The 15,011-nt window shown below is 71.3% G+C and carries 22 protein-coding genes; 13 read left to right on the forward strand and 9 right to left on the reverse strand.

The window, feature by feature from the left end; translation table 11 throughout:
- Nucleotide 1 precedes the first annotated feature (1 nt).
- The 3 genes from FH610_RS07020 to FH610_RS07030 form a co-directional block, all read right to left on the reverse strand.
- Nucleotides 2–352 carry a hypothetical protein gene (locus tag FH610_RS07020; RefSeq protein WP_139573459.1) on the reverse strand — a complete coding sequence of 117 codons (351 nt, stop codon included), beginning with the start codon at nucleotides 350–352 and terminating at the stop codon, nucleotides 2–4.
- The gene (locus FH610_RS07025; protein WP_139573460.1) at nucleotides 349–771 is read right to left on the reverse strand and encodes a YbaB/EbfC family nucleoid-associated protein; all 423 of its coding nucleotides are present in this window, start codon (nucleotides 769–771) and stop codon (nucleotides 349–351) included. The genes FH610_RS07020 and FH610_RS07025 overlap by 4 nt, the downstream gene beginning before the upstream one ends.
- Nucleotides 772–850: 79 nt before the next feature.
- Entirely contained in the window at nucleotides 851–1,678 is an 828-nt protein-coding gene (locus tag FH610_RS07030; RefSeq protein ID WP_240808814.1) for a helix-turn-helix transcriptional regulator, read from the reverse strand.
- Nucleotides 1,679–1,780: 102 nt separating this feature from the next.
- On the opposite strand from FH610_RS07030, the gene FH610_RS07035 reads away from it, so the two are divergent.
- Nucleotides 1,781–2,152 carry a cupin domain-containing protein gene (locus tag FH610_RS07035; protein ID WP_139573461.1) on the forward strand — a complete coding sequence of 124 codons (372 nt, stop codon included), beginning with the start codon at nucleotides 1,781–1,783 and terminating at the stop codon, nucleotides 2,150–2,152.
- A gap of 78 nt (nucleotides 2,153–2,230) precedes the next feature.
- Here the strand turns inward: FH610_RS07035 and FH610_RS07040 are convergent, their stop codons facing one another.
- The 4 genes from FH610_RS07040 to FH610_RS07060 are packed head-to-tail and all read right to left on the reverse strand — an operon-like array spanning nucleotide 2,231 to nucleotide 5,768.
- A complete protein-coding gene (locus FH610_RS07040; RefSeq protein WP_139573462.1) occupies nucleotides 2,231–2,569 on the reverse strand; it encodes a hypothetical protein in 339 nt (112 codons plus the stop codon).
- A 35-nt stretch (nucleotides 2,570–2,604) separates the two neighbouring features.
- Entirely contained in the window at nucleotides 2,605–3,876 is a 1,272-nt protein-coding gene (locus FH610_RS07050) for an SseB family protein (protein WP_240808815.1), read from the reverse strand.
- A complete protein-coding gene (locus FH610_RS07055) occupies nucleotides 3,876–4,646 on the reverse strand; it encodes a hypothetical protein (protein WP_139573463.1) in 771 nt (256 codons plus the stop codon). The genes FH610_RS07050 and FH610_RS07055 overlap by 1 nt, the downstream gene beginning before the upstream one ends.
- A 3-nt stretch (nucleotides 4,647–4,649) precedes the next feature.
- On the reverse strand, nucleotides 4,650–5,768 hold the full coding sequence (locus tag FH610_RS07060; protein ID WP_139573464.1) for a hypothetical protein: 1,119 nt from the start codon (nucleotides 5,766–5,768) through the stop codon (nucleotides 4,650–4,652).
- Between the two features lie 239 nt (nucleotides 5,769–6,007).
- Between FH610_RS07060 and FH610_RS07065 the strand changes: the two genes are divergently transcribed.
- From FH610_RS07065 to FH610_RS07090, 6 genes are all read left to right on the forward strand, one after another.
- Complete coding sequence (locus FH610_RS07065) at nucleotides 6,008–6,358, forward strand: WXG100 family type VII secretion target (protein ID WP_139573465.1); 351 nt, start codon at nucleotides 6,008–6,010, stop codon at nucleotides 6,356–6,358.
- Between the two features lie 39 nt (nucleotides 6,359–6,397).
- Nucleotides 6,398–6,697, forward strand: a complete 300-nt coding sequence (locus FH610_RS07070) for a WXG100 family type VII secretion target (RefSeq protein ID WP_139573466.1) — start codon at nucleotides 6,398–6,400, stop codon at nucleotides 6,695–6,697.
- Between the two features lie 82 nt (nucleotides 6,698–6,779).
- The gene (locus FH610_RS07075; RefSeq protein WP_139573467.1) at nucleotides 6,780–7,136 is read left to right on the forward strand and encodes a hypothetical protein; all 357 of its coding nucleotides are present in this window, start codon (nucleotides 6,780–6,782) and stop codon (nucleotides 7,134–7,136) included.
- A gap of 31 nt (nucleotides 7,137–7,167) precedes the next feature.
- Complete coding sequence (locus tag FH610_RS07080; protein WP_139573468.1) at nucleotides 7,168–8,607, forward strand: WXG100 family type VII secretion target; 1,440 nt, start codon at nucleotides 7,168–7,170, stop codon at nucleotides 8,605–8,607.
- Between the two features lie 16 nt (nucleotides 8,608–8,623).
- Complete coding sequence (locus FH610_RS07085) at nucleotides 8,624–9,049, forward strand: hypothetical protein (RefSeq protein WP_139573469.1); 426 nt, start codon at nucleotides 8,624–8,626, stop codon at nucleotides 9,047–9,049.
- Between the two features lie 26 nt (nucleotides 9,050–9,075).
- Nucleotides 9,076–10,419, forward strand: a complete 1,344-nt coding sequence (locus tag FH610_RS07090) for a hypothetical protein (protein ID WP_139573470.1) — start codon at nucleotides 9,076–9,078, stop codon at nucleotides 10,417–10,419.
- Between the two features lie 46 nt (nucleotides 10,420–10,465).
- Here FH610_RS07090 and FH610_RS07095 read toward each other — a convergent pair whose 3' ends face one another.
- Both FH610_RS07095 and FH610_RS42755 read right to left on the reverse strand, forming a co-directional pair.
- Nucleotides 10,466–10,906 carry a YbaB/EbfC family nucleoid-associated protein gene (locus FH610_RS07095; protein ID WP_139573471.1) on the reverse strand — a complete coding sequence of 147 codons (441 nt, stop codon included), beginning with the start codon at nucleotides 10,904–10,906 and terminating at the stop codon, nucleotides 10,466–10,468.
- Nucleotides 10,907–11,087: 181 nt separating this feature from the next.
- Complete coding sequence (locus FH610_RS42755) at nucleotides 11,088–11,234, reverse strand: hypothetical protein (RefSeq protein WP_161627932.1); 147 nt, start codon at nucleotides 11,232–11,234, stop codon at nucleotides 11,088–11,090.
- Nucleotides 11,235–11,325: 91 nt separating this feature from the next.
- Between FH610_RS42755 and FH610_RS07100 the strand changes: the two genes are divergently transcribed.
- The 6 genes from FH610_RS07100 (at nucleotide 11,326) to FH610_RS07125 (ending at nucleotide 14,997) form a co-directional block, all read left to right on the forward strand.
- Nucleotides 11,326–11,814 (forward strand): hypothetical protein, encoded by a 489-nt coding sequence (locus tag FH610_RS07100; protein ID WP_139573472.1) that lies wholly within the window; start codon nucleotides 11,326–11,328, stop codon nucleotides 11,812–11,814.
- Nucleotides 11,815–11,824: 10 nt separating this feature from the next.
- Nucleotides 11,825–12,706: a hypothetical protein gene (locus FH610_RS07105; protein WP_139573473.1), complete on the forward strand. Its 882-nt coding sequence runs from the start codon at nucleotides 11,825–11,827 to the stop codon at nucleotides 12,704–12,706.
- Complete coding sequence (locus FH610_RS07110; RefSeq protein WP_139573474.1) at nucleotides 12,703–13,080, forward strand: YbaB/EbfC family nucleoid-associated protein; 378 nt, start codon at nucleotides 12,703–12,705, stop codon at nucleotides 13,078–13,080. The genes FH610_RS07105 and FH610_RS07110 overlap by 4 nt, the downstream gene beginning before the upstream one ends.
- A gap of 11 nt (nucleotides 13,081–13,091) precedes the next feature.
- Entirely contained in the window at nucleotides 13,092–13,469 is a 378-nt protein-coding gene (locus FH610_RS07115) for a YbaB/EbfC family nucleoid-associated protein (protein WP_240808829.1), read from the forward strand.
- 120 nt (nucleotides 13,470–13,589) lie between these two features.
- Nucleotides 13,590–14,231 (forward strand): PadR family transcriptional regulator, encoded by a 642-nt coding sequence (locus FH610_RS07120; protein WP_139573476.1) that lies wholly within the window; start codon nucleotides 13,590–13,592, stop codon nucleotides 14,229–14,231.
- Nucleotides 14,218–14,997 carry an SGNH/GDSL hydrolase family protein gene (locus FH610_RS07125; RefSeq protein ID WP_139573477.1) on the forward strand — a complete coding sequence of 260 codons (780 nt, stop codon included), beginning with the start codon at nucleotides 14,218–14,220 and terminating at the stop codon, nucleotides 14,995–14,997. The genes FH610_RS07120 and FH610_RS07125 overlap by 14 nt, the downstream gene beginning before the upstream one ends.
- Nucleotides 14,998–15,011 lie beyond the last annotated feature (14 nt).

The following is a 15,011-nucleotide window of genomic DNA, read 5'->3' on the forward strand; positions in this document are numbered from 1 at the left end:
GTCAGATCCGCTTCAGGATCTCGCGCACCTCTCTGGCCCGTTCGGCGTCCATTCCCCGGGCGTTCTCGGCGCTGCGCCGTACGGTGGGGCCGAGCTCGACCACCTTCGCGGCGAGTTCCTCACCCTGCTTCATCACCGTCTCGGGTCCGTCGCCCTGCATGTAGGCGGAGCGGAAGGCGGTCCCGGCCGTGTCGTGCCCCCACGGCTCGGCGGCGTTGAGCCGCCGGATCTCCCGCAGGCTGGCGGCGTAGCCGCTCTCCGCGTCGGACGACGCGGCATGCCACTGCGACAGGCCCTTCGCGAGCTGCTGCGGACGGATGTCGACGTAGTTCACCTCGAACAGCTCACTCATGGGCCCTCCGGTGTCCGCTTCGGCATCTGCATCGACATCTGTTCGAGCACGGCGTCGAGGTCGCCGTCGATGTGCGCCCTCATCTGCTCGGCGGGGATGAGCGGCGCGAAGATCTCGACAACCCGGTCCTGGGCCTTGGCCACGGCGGCGTGGATGGTCCGCGTGATGGCGTCGGCCAGGCCGCGCGCGTCCTGCCGCCGGTAGATGCGCGGGTCGAGGTCGAGCCTGATCAGGTCGCCGTTCGCGCCGACGGTGGCCGCCACGAGCCCGTCACGCGACTTCTCCGTCACCTGCACGGCGCGCGCCTTCTCGTGCAGCGCGGGCGCCTCCTCCTGCAGGCGCATGAACGTGGCCCGCAGTTCCTCGACGTACGCCCGCATTCCGGCGGCGTCCGGCGTCTGTGCCCCGGTCGTGTTCATCACCCCGATCGACCGCGTTCACCTCGATGATGATCTATGTCCAATATGCGGGATTATCACACCTCGCTTTGACATTCGGCTAGTGATGGTTCAGCCGGGGCGGTCGCACCGGTGTGGCATAACGCGCAGGTGTGATGCCGACGTGCCGGGTGAAGTGCCGGTTCAGGTGTGCCTGGTCGTGGAAGCCCACGCTCGTCGCCACGTCGGCCGGCCGTTGACCGTTCAGCAGGAGCCTGCGCGCCAGTTCTATGCGCTTGCCCGTGAGATAGGTGTGCGGCGGCAGGCCGTACGTCTGTGTGAAGCAGCGGATCAAGTGCGTGGGGTGGGAGTGGAGGACGGCGGCGGCCTCCCGCAGCGACAGACCCGCCCGGACACGGGCGTCCAGCAGTTCGCGTAGTTCGACGGCCAGCCGGTGCGCCTCGCGACCGGGTGCCCGGTGCTGGAACGCCTCAAGGTGGAAGCGCAGTCTCTCCGCGACGAAGAACAGGCGTGATTCGGCCTCGAGCACTTCTCCCGGATGACCGACAGCGGCATGCAGTCGGTGGATCCGGTGACGCAGCAGTGGGTCGGCGAGGATAGGAGCGTCCACCGCCTTACCGGTGAGGCGTTCCGGCAGCACGGTGGTGTCCAGGTAGAGCACGCGCTTGCGGAAGCCGGCGGCGGTGACGGTCCTGCCGTCATGCCGGACACCGGGCGGCAGGAGCAGAACGGCGGAGAGGTCGGCGGCGGCGTGCCGGCGACGGTCCAGTCCGAAGTCGACCGCGCCGTCATCGAGGATCATCAGGTCCCACGTGTCGTGGGTGTGGGCCGGGTAGGCGTGATCGGTGAAGTGCGCGTGGAAGACCTCGGCGATGCCCGGCACCGGTGGCCGCCAGGCACTGATCGTCGGCGGGCGGTGAGCGATCACGCTAGAAACGTACAAGACGGGCAGCCGGGGAGCAGGCCACGCTCATCACATCCGCCATCGCCCTATCCGGGCGGTGCGCATCCGAGCGAGAGGTGCCACACGATGTCCGTTTCCCTCAATCCCGTCAACATCGCCGACAAGCTCTCCCAGATCGACGAGTTGTGGACGCAGAAGAAGATCGCCGGGCTCAACGACTACGAGATCAAGCTCGCCAAGCTGAAGGGAGAGTTCGTCTGGCACACCCACCCGGAGACCGACGAGCTGTTCGTGGTCATCAGCGGCCGGCTCACCATCCAGCTCCGGGAAGGGGACGTCGTCCTCGAACCCGGCGAACTCTACGTGGTGCCCCGTGGTGTCGAGCACTGCCCGGTGGCCGAGGAGGAAACGGCCATCATGCTGGTGGAGCCGGTCGGCACGCTCAACACGGGTGACACGGGAGGCCCGATGACCAAAGCCGCCGAACTCCTCGAGTAGTGAGAGCTCCACTGGTCCCCATGCGGGGGCATGACGAGCCGGCCGCGGCGTGCCCTACGGATGTCGAACGGCGGCGAATCAGGCGCTGGAGAACCTCTTCGCGAAGTCCCGGGCCCATCGCGCGGCCTCCGCCCCCTGGTCGCCGGTGACGGGCGACCCGGGCATCCGGCTCAGACGCTCCACCTGCTCGGCGTAGCGCAGGTACTCCCGGTGAGCGTGTTCCCGGCAGGCGAGGCAGGTGACGCTTTCCGGGCGGGTCGCGGTCATCGCGTAGGGCACCCGGAGCCCGCAACCGGTGGTGACGACATCCGGCGCGTCGGGCGCGCGCCCTGACGACGACGCGATCAGATTGCGGTAGGCGGCACCGGCCCGCATCACCTTCTGCTCGACATGGATGTGCGGATCGGTCTCGCCCATCTGCGTCCGCTCCTTCGATGCGAGTCGTCCCGGAATCAGACTAGATCGTCGATTCCCAGGTCGAGAGGCTCGGCGTGCTCATGTGGCCCGCTCACCTCGGCGCGGGCCACCCAGCGCCGGTGGACGCCCCGCTCGATCCGCTCCATGCCGAGCGCCCGCGCGACCGGCAGCCGCCCGCCGGTGTATTCGAGCAGCAGCTCGCCTTCGCGCTCGTCCCGTACGAGACAGGGGGCGCCGTGCCACTCGCACATCCGCGTGACGTGGAGGACGGCCTCGCACTCCTCGGCGGGCACCGACCGGGCGAAGCGGCCCGGAGCCCGCTCCTCGAACCCGTCGGCCGGTCCGTCGCCGAGCAGCCGGATCAGCAGCCCGTCGTGTCCCGGATCCGGATTAGCCGGATACTCGGCTCCTCGCCAGCGCACCCGGTAGGAGCTCGCCGGGGCCTGCGCCGGGTGCTCGCCGGGCAGCCAGCGGCCGAGGTCGCCGTCGTAGACCGCGCGTACGACCTCGGTCCCGGTCGCGGTCAGTTCGACGATCTCGGAGCCGTGCGGCAGCCGTACGGCGTCCACCTTGTACTCGCGGACCAGGGAGTCGACGTTCGGCGCGAGGCCCATGCCGACGAACGGCGGCTCCTCGATGACCCAGCCCGCCACCGCCGCCATGCCCGCCTCGTCGGTCCCGCCGTACGGCGTGCGGTAGAGGTTCAGCCCGACCGTGCGCCACCGGAGCAGGAACAGCGAGCCCTCACCACTGATCAGACCGTCGTCGGCGCCCCGGCCGAGTGCGTCGGCGAGCACGGCCGGCGTCGCCACGTGCGCGACGTCGAGGGCGTGGTGGCAGTAGCCGGAGACGCGCGACTCCCCCTCGCCGAGATGGGTCCGCAGGTCGTGCGGCGTGAGCGGCTTCTGCACGACCGGCAGGGCGGGCTCGGGCTCCGCCCTGCGGTCCTGGGCGAGGGTGGGGACCGCGAGCCTGGCGACGGTCCCCGGTTCGAGCAGGAACCGCACCGGCAGGCCGGGGTTGACGGCGAGGCCCCACCGGGGATCGGGCCAGCCGGCGGCCAGCTCGACCAGCGAGGTGACCCTGACCCGCGACAGTCCCGTGGCCGCCCGCATCGCCTCGACCGACGTGTAGGCGGGCAGCCACACCCGGTCGGGCGCGGTGATCGTCGGCCAGGCGGCGTCGCCGTCCGGCGGCGCGGGCAGCGCCAGCTCGGTGTCCCTGAGCATGCCCAGGCAGACCCCGAGGTCACCCGCCTCGTACGCCGCCCCGAGCCGCCGTTCGAACACGCTCGCGGTCCACTCCATCAGAGGGACATCGGAGGCATGAAGGACGGCGTCTTCGGCATGTCGTTCACATCGGGAAGGGGATCGGTGAGACCGCCGGTGGTCCCGTCGAAGGCGACCTTGGCCTTGGTGAAGTCGGGCGCCTGCATCGTGACGGCCTGCATGCCGGGGAGCTTCTGCTGCGTGCCGGCGAAGAGGTAGGTGACTCCCGTGAAGATGGCGGCGACCTTCCAGCTCACCTTCCCCAGGGCCGCGAACACTCTCTGCGCGACCCTCGACAGGGAGGCCATCGCCCCTGTCACAACGGGCTGGATCGCGGCCATCGCGAGCGGGTTGGCCCTGGAAGCGGCGCTGGCGCTCGCCAGCGTCATCGCCGCCCCGCCGATCGACAGCGAGATGTAACTCGCGACCGTATAGAGCTGAGCCGCGGAGTCGAGGCTGTCGCCGACGCCCTTCATGCCCCTGTCCAGCCCGTCGAGCTGGCTGTCCAGCTCGGTGAACTTCTGCTTGACCGCGGTCAGCATCCGCCCCTTCAGATGGTCGTTCGACTCGAGCGCGGTGAGCTGTCCGTGCAGATCCTTGCGCAGCTGCCCGATGTCGGCGGGCGGCTGGCCGTCCTCGCCGCCCTCGTTGCGCCACTCGCGCGCGCCCCGCGACATGGAGTCGGGATCGGCGATCATCGTGGCGAGCAGCCCCGCCAGCGTCAGCGCGCTCGGCTCAAGCATCGCGGCCGAGGCCGCCAGGCCGGCGCCGGTGATGAAATTGCTCCGGGCGCTCCAGATGTCCACCATGGCCTAGATCTCCTCGTGCATCCCGAGGACGGGGGGCGCCACGTCCTCGTCGCCGAACCAGGTGCTCTCGTCCTCCGGCACCGCCGGGCCCCGCGCGCGTTCCTTGCCGTCGTCGTTGCTCCCCGCACCCGCGCCCGCCATCGGGGCGTACGGCATGCCGGCCATCCCGCCGGTCCCCACGCCGCCGCGGCCGGCGGTCCCGTAGCCGGCGGCCCCGCCCGTGCCGGAGGCGCCGGAGCCGTACCCGCCGGTGCCGGTGCCGCCGGTGCCGGGCCAGTTCCCCGTGGTGTGGTCGCCCGGGCCGTATCCGGTCGTACCGAGGTTGGGGACCGTCGGGACGGACGCGGGGTTCGGGTTGTAGGCCGAGAGAGCGGTGCCGCCGGGACCGGTCGGGTTCTGGGTGCCGAGTCCGTTCTGGCCGAGCCCGTCGAGGCCGGTCCGGCCGAGCCCGGCGCCGTTCGGGTCGAGACCACCGCCGCCGCCCACGCCGGTGCCGTTCGGGTCGAGGCCGTTGCCGGGCAGGCCGCCGTCGCTCCCGCCAGGACCGGGCAGCGTGCCCGTGTCCGGCAGGTCCGGGTGCTTCAGGCTGTCGTCGAGGTCGGTGCCCAGCTTGTCCTTCGGGAGCTTCCAGTCGTTCCCGAGGTCGGAACCGGCGCCGACCTTCGGCACCCCGCCGCCGAGTCCCAGCTTCTTGGGGTCGAACCCGGGGCCCTTCGGTCCGCCCGGCACGTCGACCTTCCCGTGGCCGCCGGAGCTCTGCTTCTCGGCTTCCTTGGCGTTCTCGACGGCCTGGTCGAGTGCTGACTTCCAGGACTCCAGGACCTCTTTGCCCTTCGCCACCGCGTCGGCCGTCTGGTTCCGCAGCTGGCTGTGCACGCCGTTCAGGCCGCCGCCGATCACACCGAAGGTCAGCATCGGAAGGTGGATGTTCTTGATCCGGCCACTCGTGTCCGCCAGGACCTGCCCCCGGCCGGCCACGTCGTTGCCGAACTTCGTGACCTCGTTGTAGTCCATCTTGAACTCGGGGTCGGTCAGGCGCGGGTCCACGGCTCCGCCGCCCGCTCCCATCGAGGTCGCGAGGCCGGCGAAAGGATTCGTCGCGCCCCCACTCGTATCGGTCACAGCACCCTCCAGCCGATTCCCGGCAGATTGCGTTTTCAACTACTTACGGCCGAGTCACCACAAAGCTCGCAAATCGTACAAATCCCCTAACCGGCCGTCTGACAAAACCGCAAGAGACGTGACAAAATCTTAATCTCGGACAGCCCCGGCATGCCCCCCGCTGATCCATTACTGTGACTTTTGGGTCATCACCCGACCCTCCTGGTCGGGGGAATTCGACAGGATCAGTGGAGGTGACCATGTCGCACTCTGGCGCAAGCCAGGCCCAAGTGAGCCGGCACGACCTGGACGAGGCGATCACCTGGATCGGCGACGCGGCCGAGAACATCCGCGGCATCCAGCGCTACCTGGACGGCGCCGGCGAGAACCTCAAGGTCCACTGGCAGGGTGAGTCGCACCACGCGTTCAACAAGGTGCACCTGCTGTGGCACGAGCGCATGGACGTCATCCTGGGCAGCCTGCAGACCCTCGCGGAGAGCATCAGGGCGAACAACAAGAACTACGCCGAGTTCAACGCGCAGGCGACCGCCGAGATCAACAAGATCGAGGCGCTCATCAACCAGGCCCCGCCCGCCTCGTACAGCCGCTGAGACCGAGACGACCACCAGGAACGGACGGAGAGCGCGACGGTGGACTTCGACATCACAAAGGTCAACTTCAGCGGTCTCGACACCGGCGAGACCGAGTTCCAGAACGCCTTCAACAGGCTGGTCACGGAGCTGGAGAACCTCGAGAACAAGCTCAACACCAAGACCGCGATCTGGCAGGGCAGCGCCAAGGACGCCTACGACCAGACCAGGCGGATCTGGCAGCAGGAGGCCAAGGGCCTGTCGGACATCGTGTCCCTGCTGGCCAAGAACATCAACATCACCAACATGAACATGCAGGACGTGGAGCGGATCAACGCCGCCATGTTCGACGGCAAGTAGAGCGGACGTCCGACGGTACGGCCGGCGGCACCGGCGATTTCTCCGCCGGCGCCGTCCTCGGCCGTGAACGGGAGGGTGACGCATGTCCGGAGGCGTAGAGGTCAGCCGTACGGCCCTCAGGAACGCCCGCAAGGACTTCGAGGAGGCGCTCGAGCTGCTGGCGCCAGGCGGGTCCAAGCGCGAGGTGACGCCGGTCGCCTTCGCCGAGGGCGGCGCGGTGAAGAAGCTGATCTCGCAGCGTGACGCGGTCGGCGGGTTCTGGCCCGCGGCCATCGGTTTCCACACGAGTCTGACCAGTGCCGAGGGCGCGGTCACCGCCGTCTACGCGGAGATCGCCGCAACCCTGGGCATCGCCGCCGAGCGTCTGGAGCTGGCGATCAGGAACCTCGACGCCGGCGAGCAGGCGGGCGTGCAGCAGGCCGGCACGGCGGAGGTCTAGCCGTTTTACGGGGAGCGGTTAAGGAGGCGTCTTGGCCGAGAGGAAGATGCCGATCAGGGCGGCGTTCGACGCGTCCGACCCGGGCGTCGTCATGTTGGACACCCTGCGCACCGCGCTCGGGAAGACCGACCCCGAGCTGATCAGAGCGGCGTCGGGTGAGTTCAAGGGTGTGCACGAGAAGCTGAAGTCCGTGGTCGACACCCTCGACAGGCATCTGGACGCGCTCGACAAGCACTGGACCACGGGCGACGACGCCAAGCAGGTGAAAGAGCAGCTCCGCCGGCTCAGGACCTCCACGGTCGCGGCGATGAACGCGATCGTGGAGACCTCCCTCCCCGGCGGCCGTGCCGGACCGCCCTCGACACCGGGCGGCGTGGTCCCCGCGCTGGACGTGTACGCCAGCTCACTCAACCAGTTCCGGGGCGAGAACGTCCCGAAGCCCACCAAGAGCGACGTCGACTGGTACGACGCCGCCCTGGAGGCCGGGGCGGTCGGCGCCGCGGGCGGCGCGATCGCCGGGTCTCCCTTCGCGGGCATCGGGGCGGTCCCCGGCGCGGTCATCGGCGGCGTGGGCGGGTTCATCGTCGGCGGCATCGGCGGCGCGATCGGCTCGGTCTTCGGCGACGGTCCCTTCCTCAATCTCTTCGGGGAGTCGAAGGAGGAGAAGGACATGAAGGCGGCCGAGGAGCATCTCAAGAAGCTCACCCAGGCGACGCAGGCCGCCAACGACCTGTTCCCCGCCTCGCTCGACACCGACGTGCCGAAGTTCGACGTGACGCCACCCAAGTTCGACCCGATCACCGGCCCCGGGGGGAGCGTCCCGGGCGGGAACGTCCCCACCGATGTGGGCGGCCTTGGGAATCTCGGGTCGCTCGGCGACCTCGGGACCGGCCCTTCGGGCAACGTGCCCGGCTTCGACGCCGGCGGGTACGGCGGCTACCCGCCGTACGGGCTCGGTGACGGACCCGGGTCGGGGCTGGGCGGCGACGGGCCGAACGGGAACGGACTCGACGGCGGCGGATCGGACGGGACGGGCCTGAACGGGCTCGACGGCTCGGGACTCAACGGGGCGGGCCTGAACGGGACGGGCCTCGGCGGCAACGGCGGCGGGCCGAACGGCGCGGGTCAGGGCACCAGCCTGGCCGCCCACACCCCGCGGCTCGACGGACCCGGCGGCTTCGGCGGCGGTGGGCCGGGCACGGACCACGGCACCGGCTTCGGCGCCAACGGGTACGGCGGGTACGGAGCCGGAGCGGGCGGCGGCAGCGGGTCCGGGGCCGGCGGCGTCACCGGCGTGAACGCGGCGGGTCTGCGGCCCTCCGCCGGAGGCTCGATGCTGCCGGTCGCGCCGCACGGCGCGGGCAAGGGCGAGGAACGCGAGGAGCGCGAGCGGACCACCTGGTTGCTGGAGGACGAGGACTTCTTCATGAGCGACCAGCCGACCACCTCCCCCCGCATCGACAGGACATGATCGAGAAAGGTGTGACGTGACCCATGACGGGGGCGGCGGATCACCGCCGCCGAAGCTGCGGCTGCCCGAGGGCTGGCCGGGTCTCGACGGGAGCCCTGACGGCGCGGCGGGCGGGCCGTACATCGAGCACACCCGGGTCCTGCAGGTCCTCAAGGGGCTGCGGGAAGAGCTCGGGAGTCTGCGCGGTCGCGCTCCGGCGAGCATGAGCGCCACCTGGAGCGGCCCGGGCACCGCAGGTGAGGTCCAGGGCCTGACCAACGTCGGCCCGGCCGAGGCCGGCCCGTGGAACACGGCCAGATACTTCGGGCTGAACGCCGAACAGGCCCACGAAGTGCTCAGCGGCAAGTATCAGCTGCTGATCGACCGGGTCGAGGCGCTGGTCACCGCCGTCGAGCGGGCGGTCGCCAACTACGAAAAAGGCCACAAGAGCAGCAGCGCGTGAGCCAGAGGGCAGGGAGATAGACCGCGATGGGATCCGACTCCGGCTGGGAGCTGATCAAGATCTACGAGACCCTGTACGGTCTCGACCCGGGCAACCTGACCCGGGAGCAGATCAAGCAGAAGCTCGACGCCGCAAAGCCGGACGACGTGAGCAGGGCCGGCCAGGCGTTCCTCGACGCCGCCGACCTGGTGGGCGGGACGATCGGCGGCAACGGCCCGTCCGAGGCCGGCATCCAGGCCGCGCTGAGCAGGACGGCCAAGGAGCTCGCCCAGGTGTGGCGCGGCCCGGCCGCGGTCGAGGTGCAGTCGGCGCTGCGCGCGCTGTACGCCACGGCGGGCGCGCTGGGTGACGCCATGGCGTCCAGCGGGGCCGCCATGTCCTGGTACGCGAGCGTGGTGAAGGAGGCGCAGGCCAACTTCCCCGCCGCCACGGACAAGAGCGGCGAGGGCGCCGGGGGCGGCACCACGGGGAGCCCGCCCGTCGATGGGGACGAGGCCGCGCGTAACCACTTCCGCAAGCTCAACGAGGACATCCAGCAGGCGAACAACGCCTTCGCCGACGGGCTGGCCTTCGAACTGCCCGCCATCGAGCCGATGACCATCGACCTCACCCAGTCGCCGCGCATCCACCCGGGCGGCACGAACGCGCCCACGAACCATCCCGGCGGAGTGTGGCACGGCGGCGACACCGGTTCGGGGTCCACCACGGGCGGCTCGGGTTCGACCGGCGGCCACTCGGGGTCCGGCGGCTCGGACGGGTCCGGCGGGTCGACCGGCTCCAACGGTTCGGACGGGTCGAACGGCTCCACCGGTTCGGATGGATCGCACGGTTCGGACGGCTCAGGCGGCTCGAACGGGTCCGGCGGAACCGGCGACCCCGGCACGGCGCCGCAGTCCACGGATCCCGGCGGCTCCTCGGGCAGCGGGAACGGCTCCGGCGACGGGCAGGGCACGGCTCCGCCCGTGATCGGCGCCGACGACCGGACCAGCCTGGCCAACACACACCCCATGACCACCGCCCCCGGCGGCACGAGCCCGTCCGTGCTCACCGGCACTCCCCCCGACGTGCGTACGCCCATCGGGACGGTCGGGCCCGGCACCACACTGCCGCCCGGCGGGGTGATCGGCACGTACGGCGGGCAGCGCGGCGGTTTCGGGACCGGATTCGGCGTCGGCGGCGCCCAGGCGGGCGAGTCCGTCCTCGGCGGCCTGCGGCCCGGCCAGGCCGGCGCGGGCTCCTCCTTCATGCCCTACGCCCCGGGAGGCGCGGCCGGGTCGGAGGGCCGGGAGGAGCGCGAGCGGGAGATCTACGACCCCGAGCCGGACGTCTGGCGGGTGACGAGCACCATCAGCCCCGACCGCATCGGCTGAGGCCCGCCCGCGGCGGCCTCCCCGTTGGGTAAGCCCGGCGGGGAGGTCAGAGACCGAGCCTGGCGCTGATGCGATCGAGCTCGCCGAGCACGTCCTCCGCCGTCCGGTCGAAGGCCGACTCCGCCTCCCTGACCTGGGCGAGCACGGCCTCCGGGTCGTCCAGGAACCTCGTCTGGTCGCCCTCCTCCCCGAGTGCCTCGGCCATGGCCCGGTTCATCTGCCGGTACAGGTCGTCGGACGCGGCGCGCATCGTCTCCTTGATCCGTTCGGCCAGCTCGCCCGAGCTCAGCCGCATCGCCTTGGGATGAAGCTCCAACTCGCTCAGCCCCCGGCTGGAGAACTCCACGCTGACCAGGCCGTCCTCGTCCCTGGCCCGGCCCACGAGCGAGGAGAGGGCTTTCTGGAGCTGTTCGACGGCCGCGATCCTGGCGTCCGCCCGCTCCCTGAATCGCTCGATGTCGAAGTCGTCGAATCCGCCGCCGGCCATTTGAGCCCCTTTTCCCCGCGATTTCCGGAACACCGGCAAGTTAACGCATTCAAGGCAGGCGTACGGGGTCTACAGGCTCACCCGTTACATGTCAGTGAACATCCGCCTAATTTCCGCTTTCTACCTGCGGAAACGTCACCCCGGCGCGTGGCAGGGGCGCGGAGCCCGGTGATAGGGAAGATCACGTGTCATACGGTGAACCCTCGCCAAGCCGGTCACCGGCGGTCTCCGCGACGGCGTCGCCCACCGGCTCGGTGAGCGCGACGCCGAGCCCGTCGGCCTCCCCGGTGCCGTCGGCCTCGACCGCCCCGCCGACGTCCGATCCCACCTCCGCGGCACCATCAGCGGGGTCATCCAGCGGAGTGCCCACGGCGACGGCGACACCGACACCGACGTCCCCCGCTTCCCCGGCTCCGTCCGTGCCCTCGATGGTCAGCCCGTGCCCGCACACCCCGCCCTGCCCGCCGCCCGGCCCCTGCCTGCCGGACTCGCTGCGCGTACGGCAGACGGGCGCGCCTCGGACCCCGAAGCCGACGACGGCCACGCCCCCCGCCGGCCAGAGCGGTGGCCCGAACGGCGGCTCGTCCGGCCTGCCCGGCTACGAGGTGGCCACGGGCTTCATCAGGAAGTTCGCCGGCGCGGTGGGCGGCTCCGCCGACGGCGTCCGGCGGCTGAGGGACGCCACGCCCCGCTTCCAGGGCTGGAACCTCGCTCCGCTCGCCGGGGTCCCCATCGTCGGGCTCACCTACGTCCACCGGTTCAACTCCGTCTCCGAAACCTGGTCGAACGCCGCCGGCGTCCTCGGCGACGCCCTGCACAGGGACGGCGAGACCCTGGTCAGGGCCGCGGACAACTACGTCGCGGCGGAGAAGGCCGGCAAGGCGGCCATTCAGAAGACGCGCGTCTGAGAGGATCCGCATGTCGACCCCGCCCAGCGAGCCGGGCAAGCTGTTCGTTCCCGGCCGGCCCACCTCGGGCCCCAAGGAGCTCTACATCACGGACTCGAGCGGCAACGTCCAGCGAGCCGTTTCCGTGGCACCGGCCGAGACGGCCGACACGGCCGCCGCCTCGGCCGCGACCCGTACCGATCCCGGCTTCTTCAAGAACCTGGTCAAGGGGTTGAACCCGCTGCGGCAGCAGACGCGCACCGCGGCGGCCATGTCCGGGCTGGGAGTCGCGGCCCTCGCCCTGGACGTGGCGGCCACGCTCAACCTCGGCAACCCCTTCCTCTTCTACGACCGGCGGGAGCTCTGGAAGGAGATGGGAGGCCGGCTGGAGAGCGGCAGGTCCGACATCTGGTTCTCCTACTTCCAGGACGTCAGCCCCAACTGGAAGGGGCACGCGGCGGACCTGCTCGGGCGGCGGGTCCGCTTCAACACCACGGTCCTGTACGAGAAGCTCCACGGGGTCACCGGCGAGATGAGCAGCGCGATGCACAGCCAGTTCAAGGAGGTCCTGGAGTACGACCTGTCGGTGTTCGGCCTCTACGCGGCCACGGCGCCGATCCTCCGTACGCTGGCGGCGATGAGCGCGCACCCGGCCGGGCGGGTCGCGCTGATATCGCAGGTGGGCGTGTTCGCCAGCGCGCTGGGCAACCTCGTCAAGCAGTTCGCCGACATCTACATGGCCTCAGAGGGCGACCTCAACAAGGCGGAGCAGAAGCTCAACGACCTGCAGGCCGCCTTCTTCGAGGGGGGCGACCCGGCGCGGGGTCGCCGCGACCTCACGCTCACCCCCGCCGTGGCGGACCGCGCACACGTCCTCGACTACTGGCAGCCGGCGAGCAAGGACCCCGAATGAAGAACACGGCCGCGTTCCACGAGGGCAGGGAAGGCGACGTCGCCGGCCTGGTGCGGGAGGTCCAGGGCCGTGTCGGCGCGCTCGCCGACCTGCTCCACGGGCTGAACGAGGAGGTGGTCGAGGGGACCGACGCCACGGGCGCCGTGGTGGCCCGGGTGTCCGGAGCGGGCCTCCTGCTCGGGCTGACCATCGACCCGCGGGCGATGCGCGACCTCGACCACGTCGCGATGTCCGCCGCGATCCAGGGCGCGATCGGCGCCGCACGGAGCGAGACGGGCGAGCGGCTGGCGAGGGCCATGGAGGAGTTCGCCGAATCGCCCGCGCCCGGCGACCCGCTCGCCCCGTACGTCCAGGCCCTGCTGCGGGAGGAGTGACCGTGGACGAGATGCGCGAGCTCCGGGCGCGCATGGAGCGGCTGACGGCCGCGGCCGCCTGGATGGACGAGCTCGCGACCGAGTGGAGCACGCGGGAGTACACCGGCGGGGCCGACGAGGGCCGGATCACGGCGACCGTCGACGCCGTCGGCACGCTTCGCGCCGTCGGCATCCACCCGCTCAGCATGCGCAGGCTCGACAGCCGCGCGCTCGCCGAGGCCGTCCTGAAGGCCGTACGGCGGGCCGAGGCGGCCGCGGAGGCGGCGAAGGAGGAGATGCTGCGCGGCGGGCTGGAGGCCGCGGGGGTGCCGCATGTGGCCGCCCTCCTCGGCGACGCCCGCCGCACGTTCGACGAGCGGGCGTCGCCCGAAGGCGCCGATCAGCTCTGACCGGGAACCCCGCCCCTCCTCGGCGACCCCTCACGCGTGGACCCACTTCGAGGGCCTCCTGATGCTCAATTTTCTGAATAGTCATATTCTTGACTATGAAAGAGCGGAGGGAGCGGTTCCATGGCCTTACGGCACGCCGTCCTCGCGGCGCTGCTCGACGGGGAGCTCAGCGGCTACCAGCTGGCCAAGGCGTTCGACGTCGGTGTGGCGAACTTCTGGCACGCCCTTCCCCAGCAGCTGTACGCCGAGCTGGCCAGGCTGGAGAGGGAGGGGCTGGTCGCGGGGCGGCAGGTGGTCCAGGAGACCCGGCCCACCAAGCGCCTCTTCCACGTCACGGACGCCGGGCTCACCGAGCTGGAGCGGTTCGCGGCGGCCGCGTCGAAGCCGTCGTTCATCCGCGACGACCTGCTCGTCAAGGTGCAGGCGGCCGACCACGTCGACGCCGGGCCGCTGATCCGGCAGGTCGAGGAGAGGGCCGCCATGGCCGAGGCCAAGATCGATCTGTTCCGGCGGATCCTGCGGAAGATGCGCGGCGACCTGGGCGAGGAGGAGTTCCTCCGCACGGGCGGGCGCGTGGGGCCATACCTGACCTGCCTGCGCGGTCTGGCCTTCGAGGAGGGCAACCGCGACTGGTGCCTGCGGACCGCGGCGATCCTGCGGGAAAGGAGCGCGGCCGGGCCGGGCGCAGGAACCGCGGCCGTGACACGAGAGGGGACCACGCGGGCCCCCCGAAGCCCGGAGGTGGCCCATGCCGAGCGGTGAGCGCCTGCGTTACGTCGCCCTCGGCGACAGCCAGACCGAAGGGCTCGGCGACGGCGACCCCGCCCACCCGCGAGGCTGGGCCGACCGGCTCGCCGAGCGGCTCACGACCGTGGACCCGGAGGTCACGTACGCCAACCTGGCGGTGCGCGGGCGGCTCGCCGGGGAGGTGCGAGACGAGCAGCTCGCGCCGGCCCTGGCCCTGCGCCCCCATCTGGTCACGGTCGTCGCCGGCGTCAACGACCTGATCAGGCCCCGCTTCGACGCCGCCGAGGTGGCCGGGCACCTGGAGGCGATGTTCGCGGGTCTCACGGCCGCAGGGGCCCGCGTCGCGACCCTCACGTTCCCGGACGTCGGGAAGATCGCGCCGATCGCCCGGCCGCTCCGGTCGCGGGTGTTCGAACTCAACGACCGCATCCGGGCGGCGGCGGCACGGCATGGGGTCGTGGTCGCCGAGACGGCGCCCCACGCCGTCTGCACCGACCCCCGGCTGTGGAGCGCCGACCGGCTGCATGCGAGTCCGCTCGGCCACGAGCGCATCGCCGCGGCCGTGGCCCACGCGCTCGGCCTGCCCGGCAGCGACGACGGCTGGACGCTGCCCCTGCATCCCCCGGTGGATCCGGCCGGGTGGCGGATTCTGGGCGCCGAGTTGCGCTGGGCGGGCACGTTCCTCGGCCCGTGGCTGGTGCGGCGCCTCCTCGGCAGGTCGTCCGGCGACGGTCGTACCGCCAAGCGCCCCGCGCTGCTGCCCGTGCGGCCGGCCGCGTGACCTCCGGCGGGAGG

This window comes from Microbispora catharanthi, from assembly GCF_006334915.2.
In the GTDB taxonomy this organism is placed as follows: domain Bacteria; phylum Actinomycetota; class Actinomycetes; order Streptosporangiales; family Streptosporangiaceae; genus Microbispora; species Microbispora catharanthi.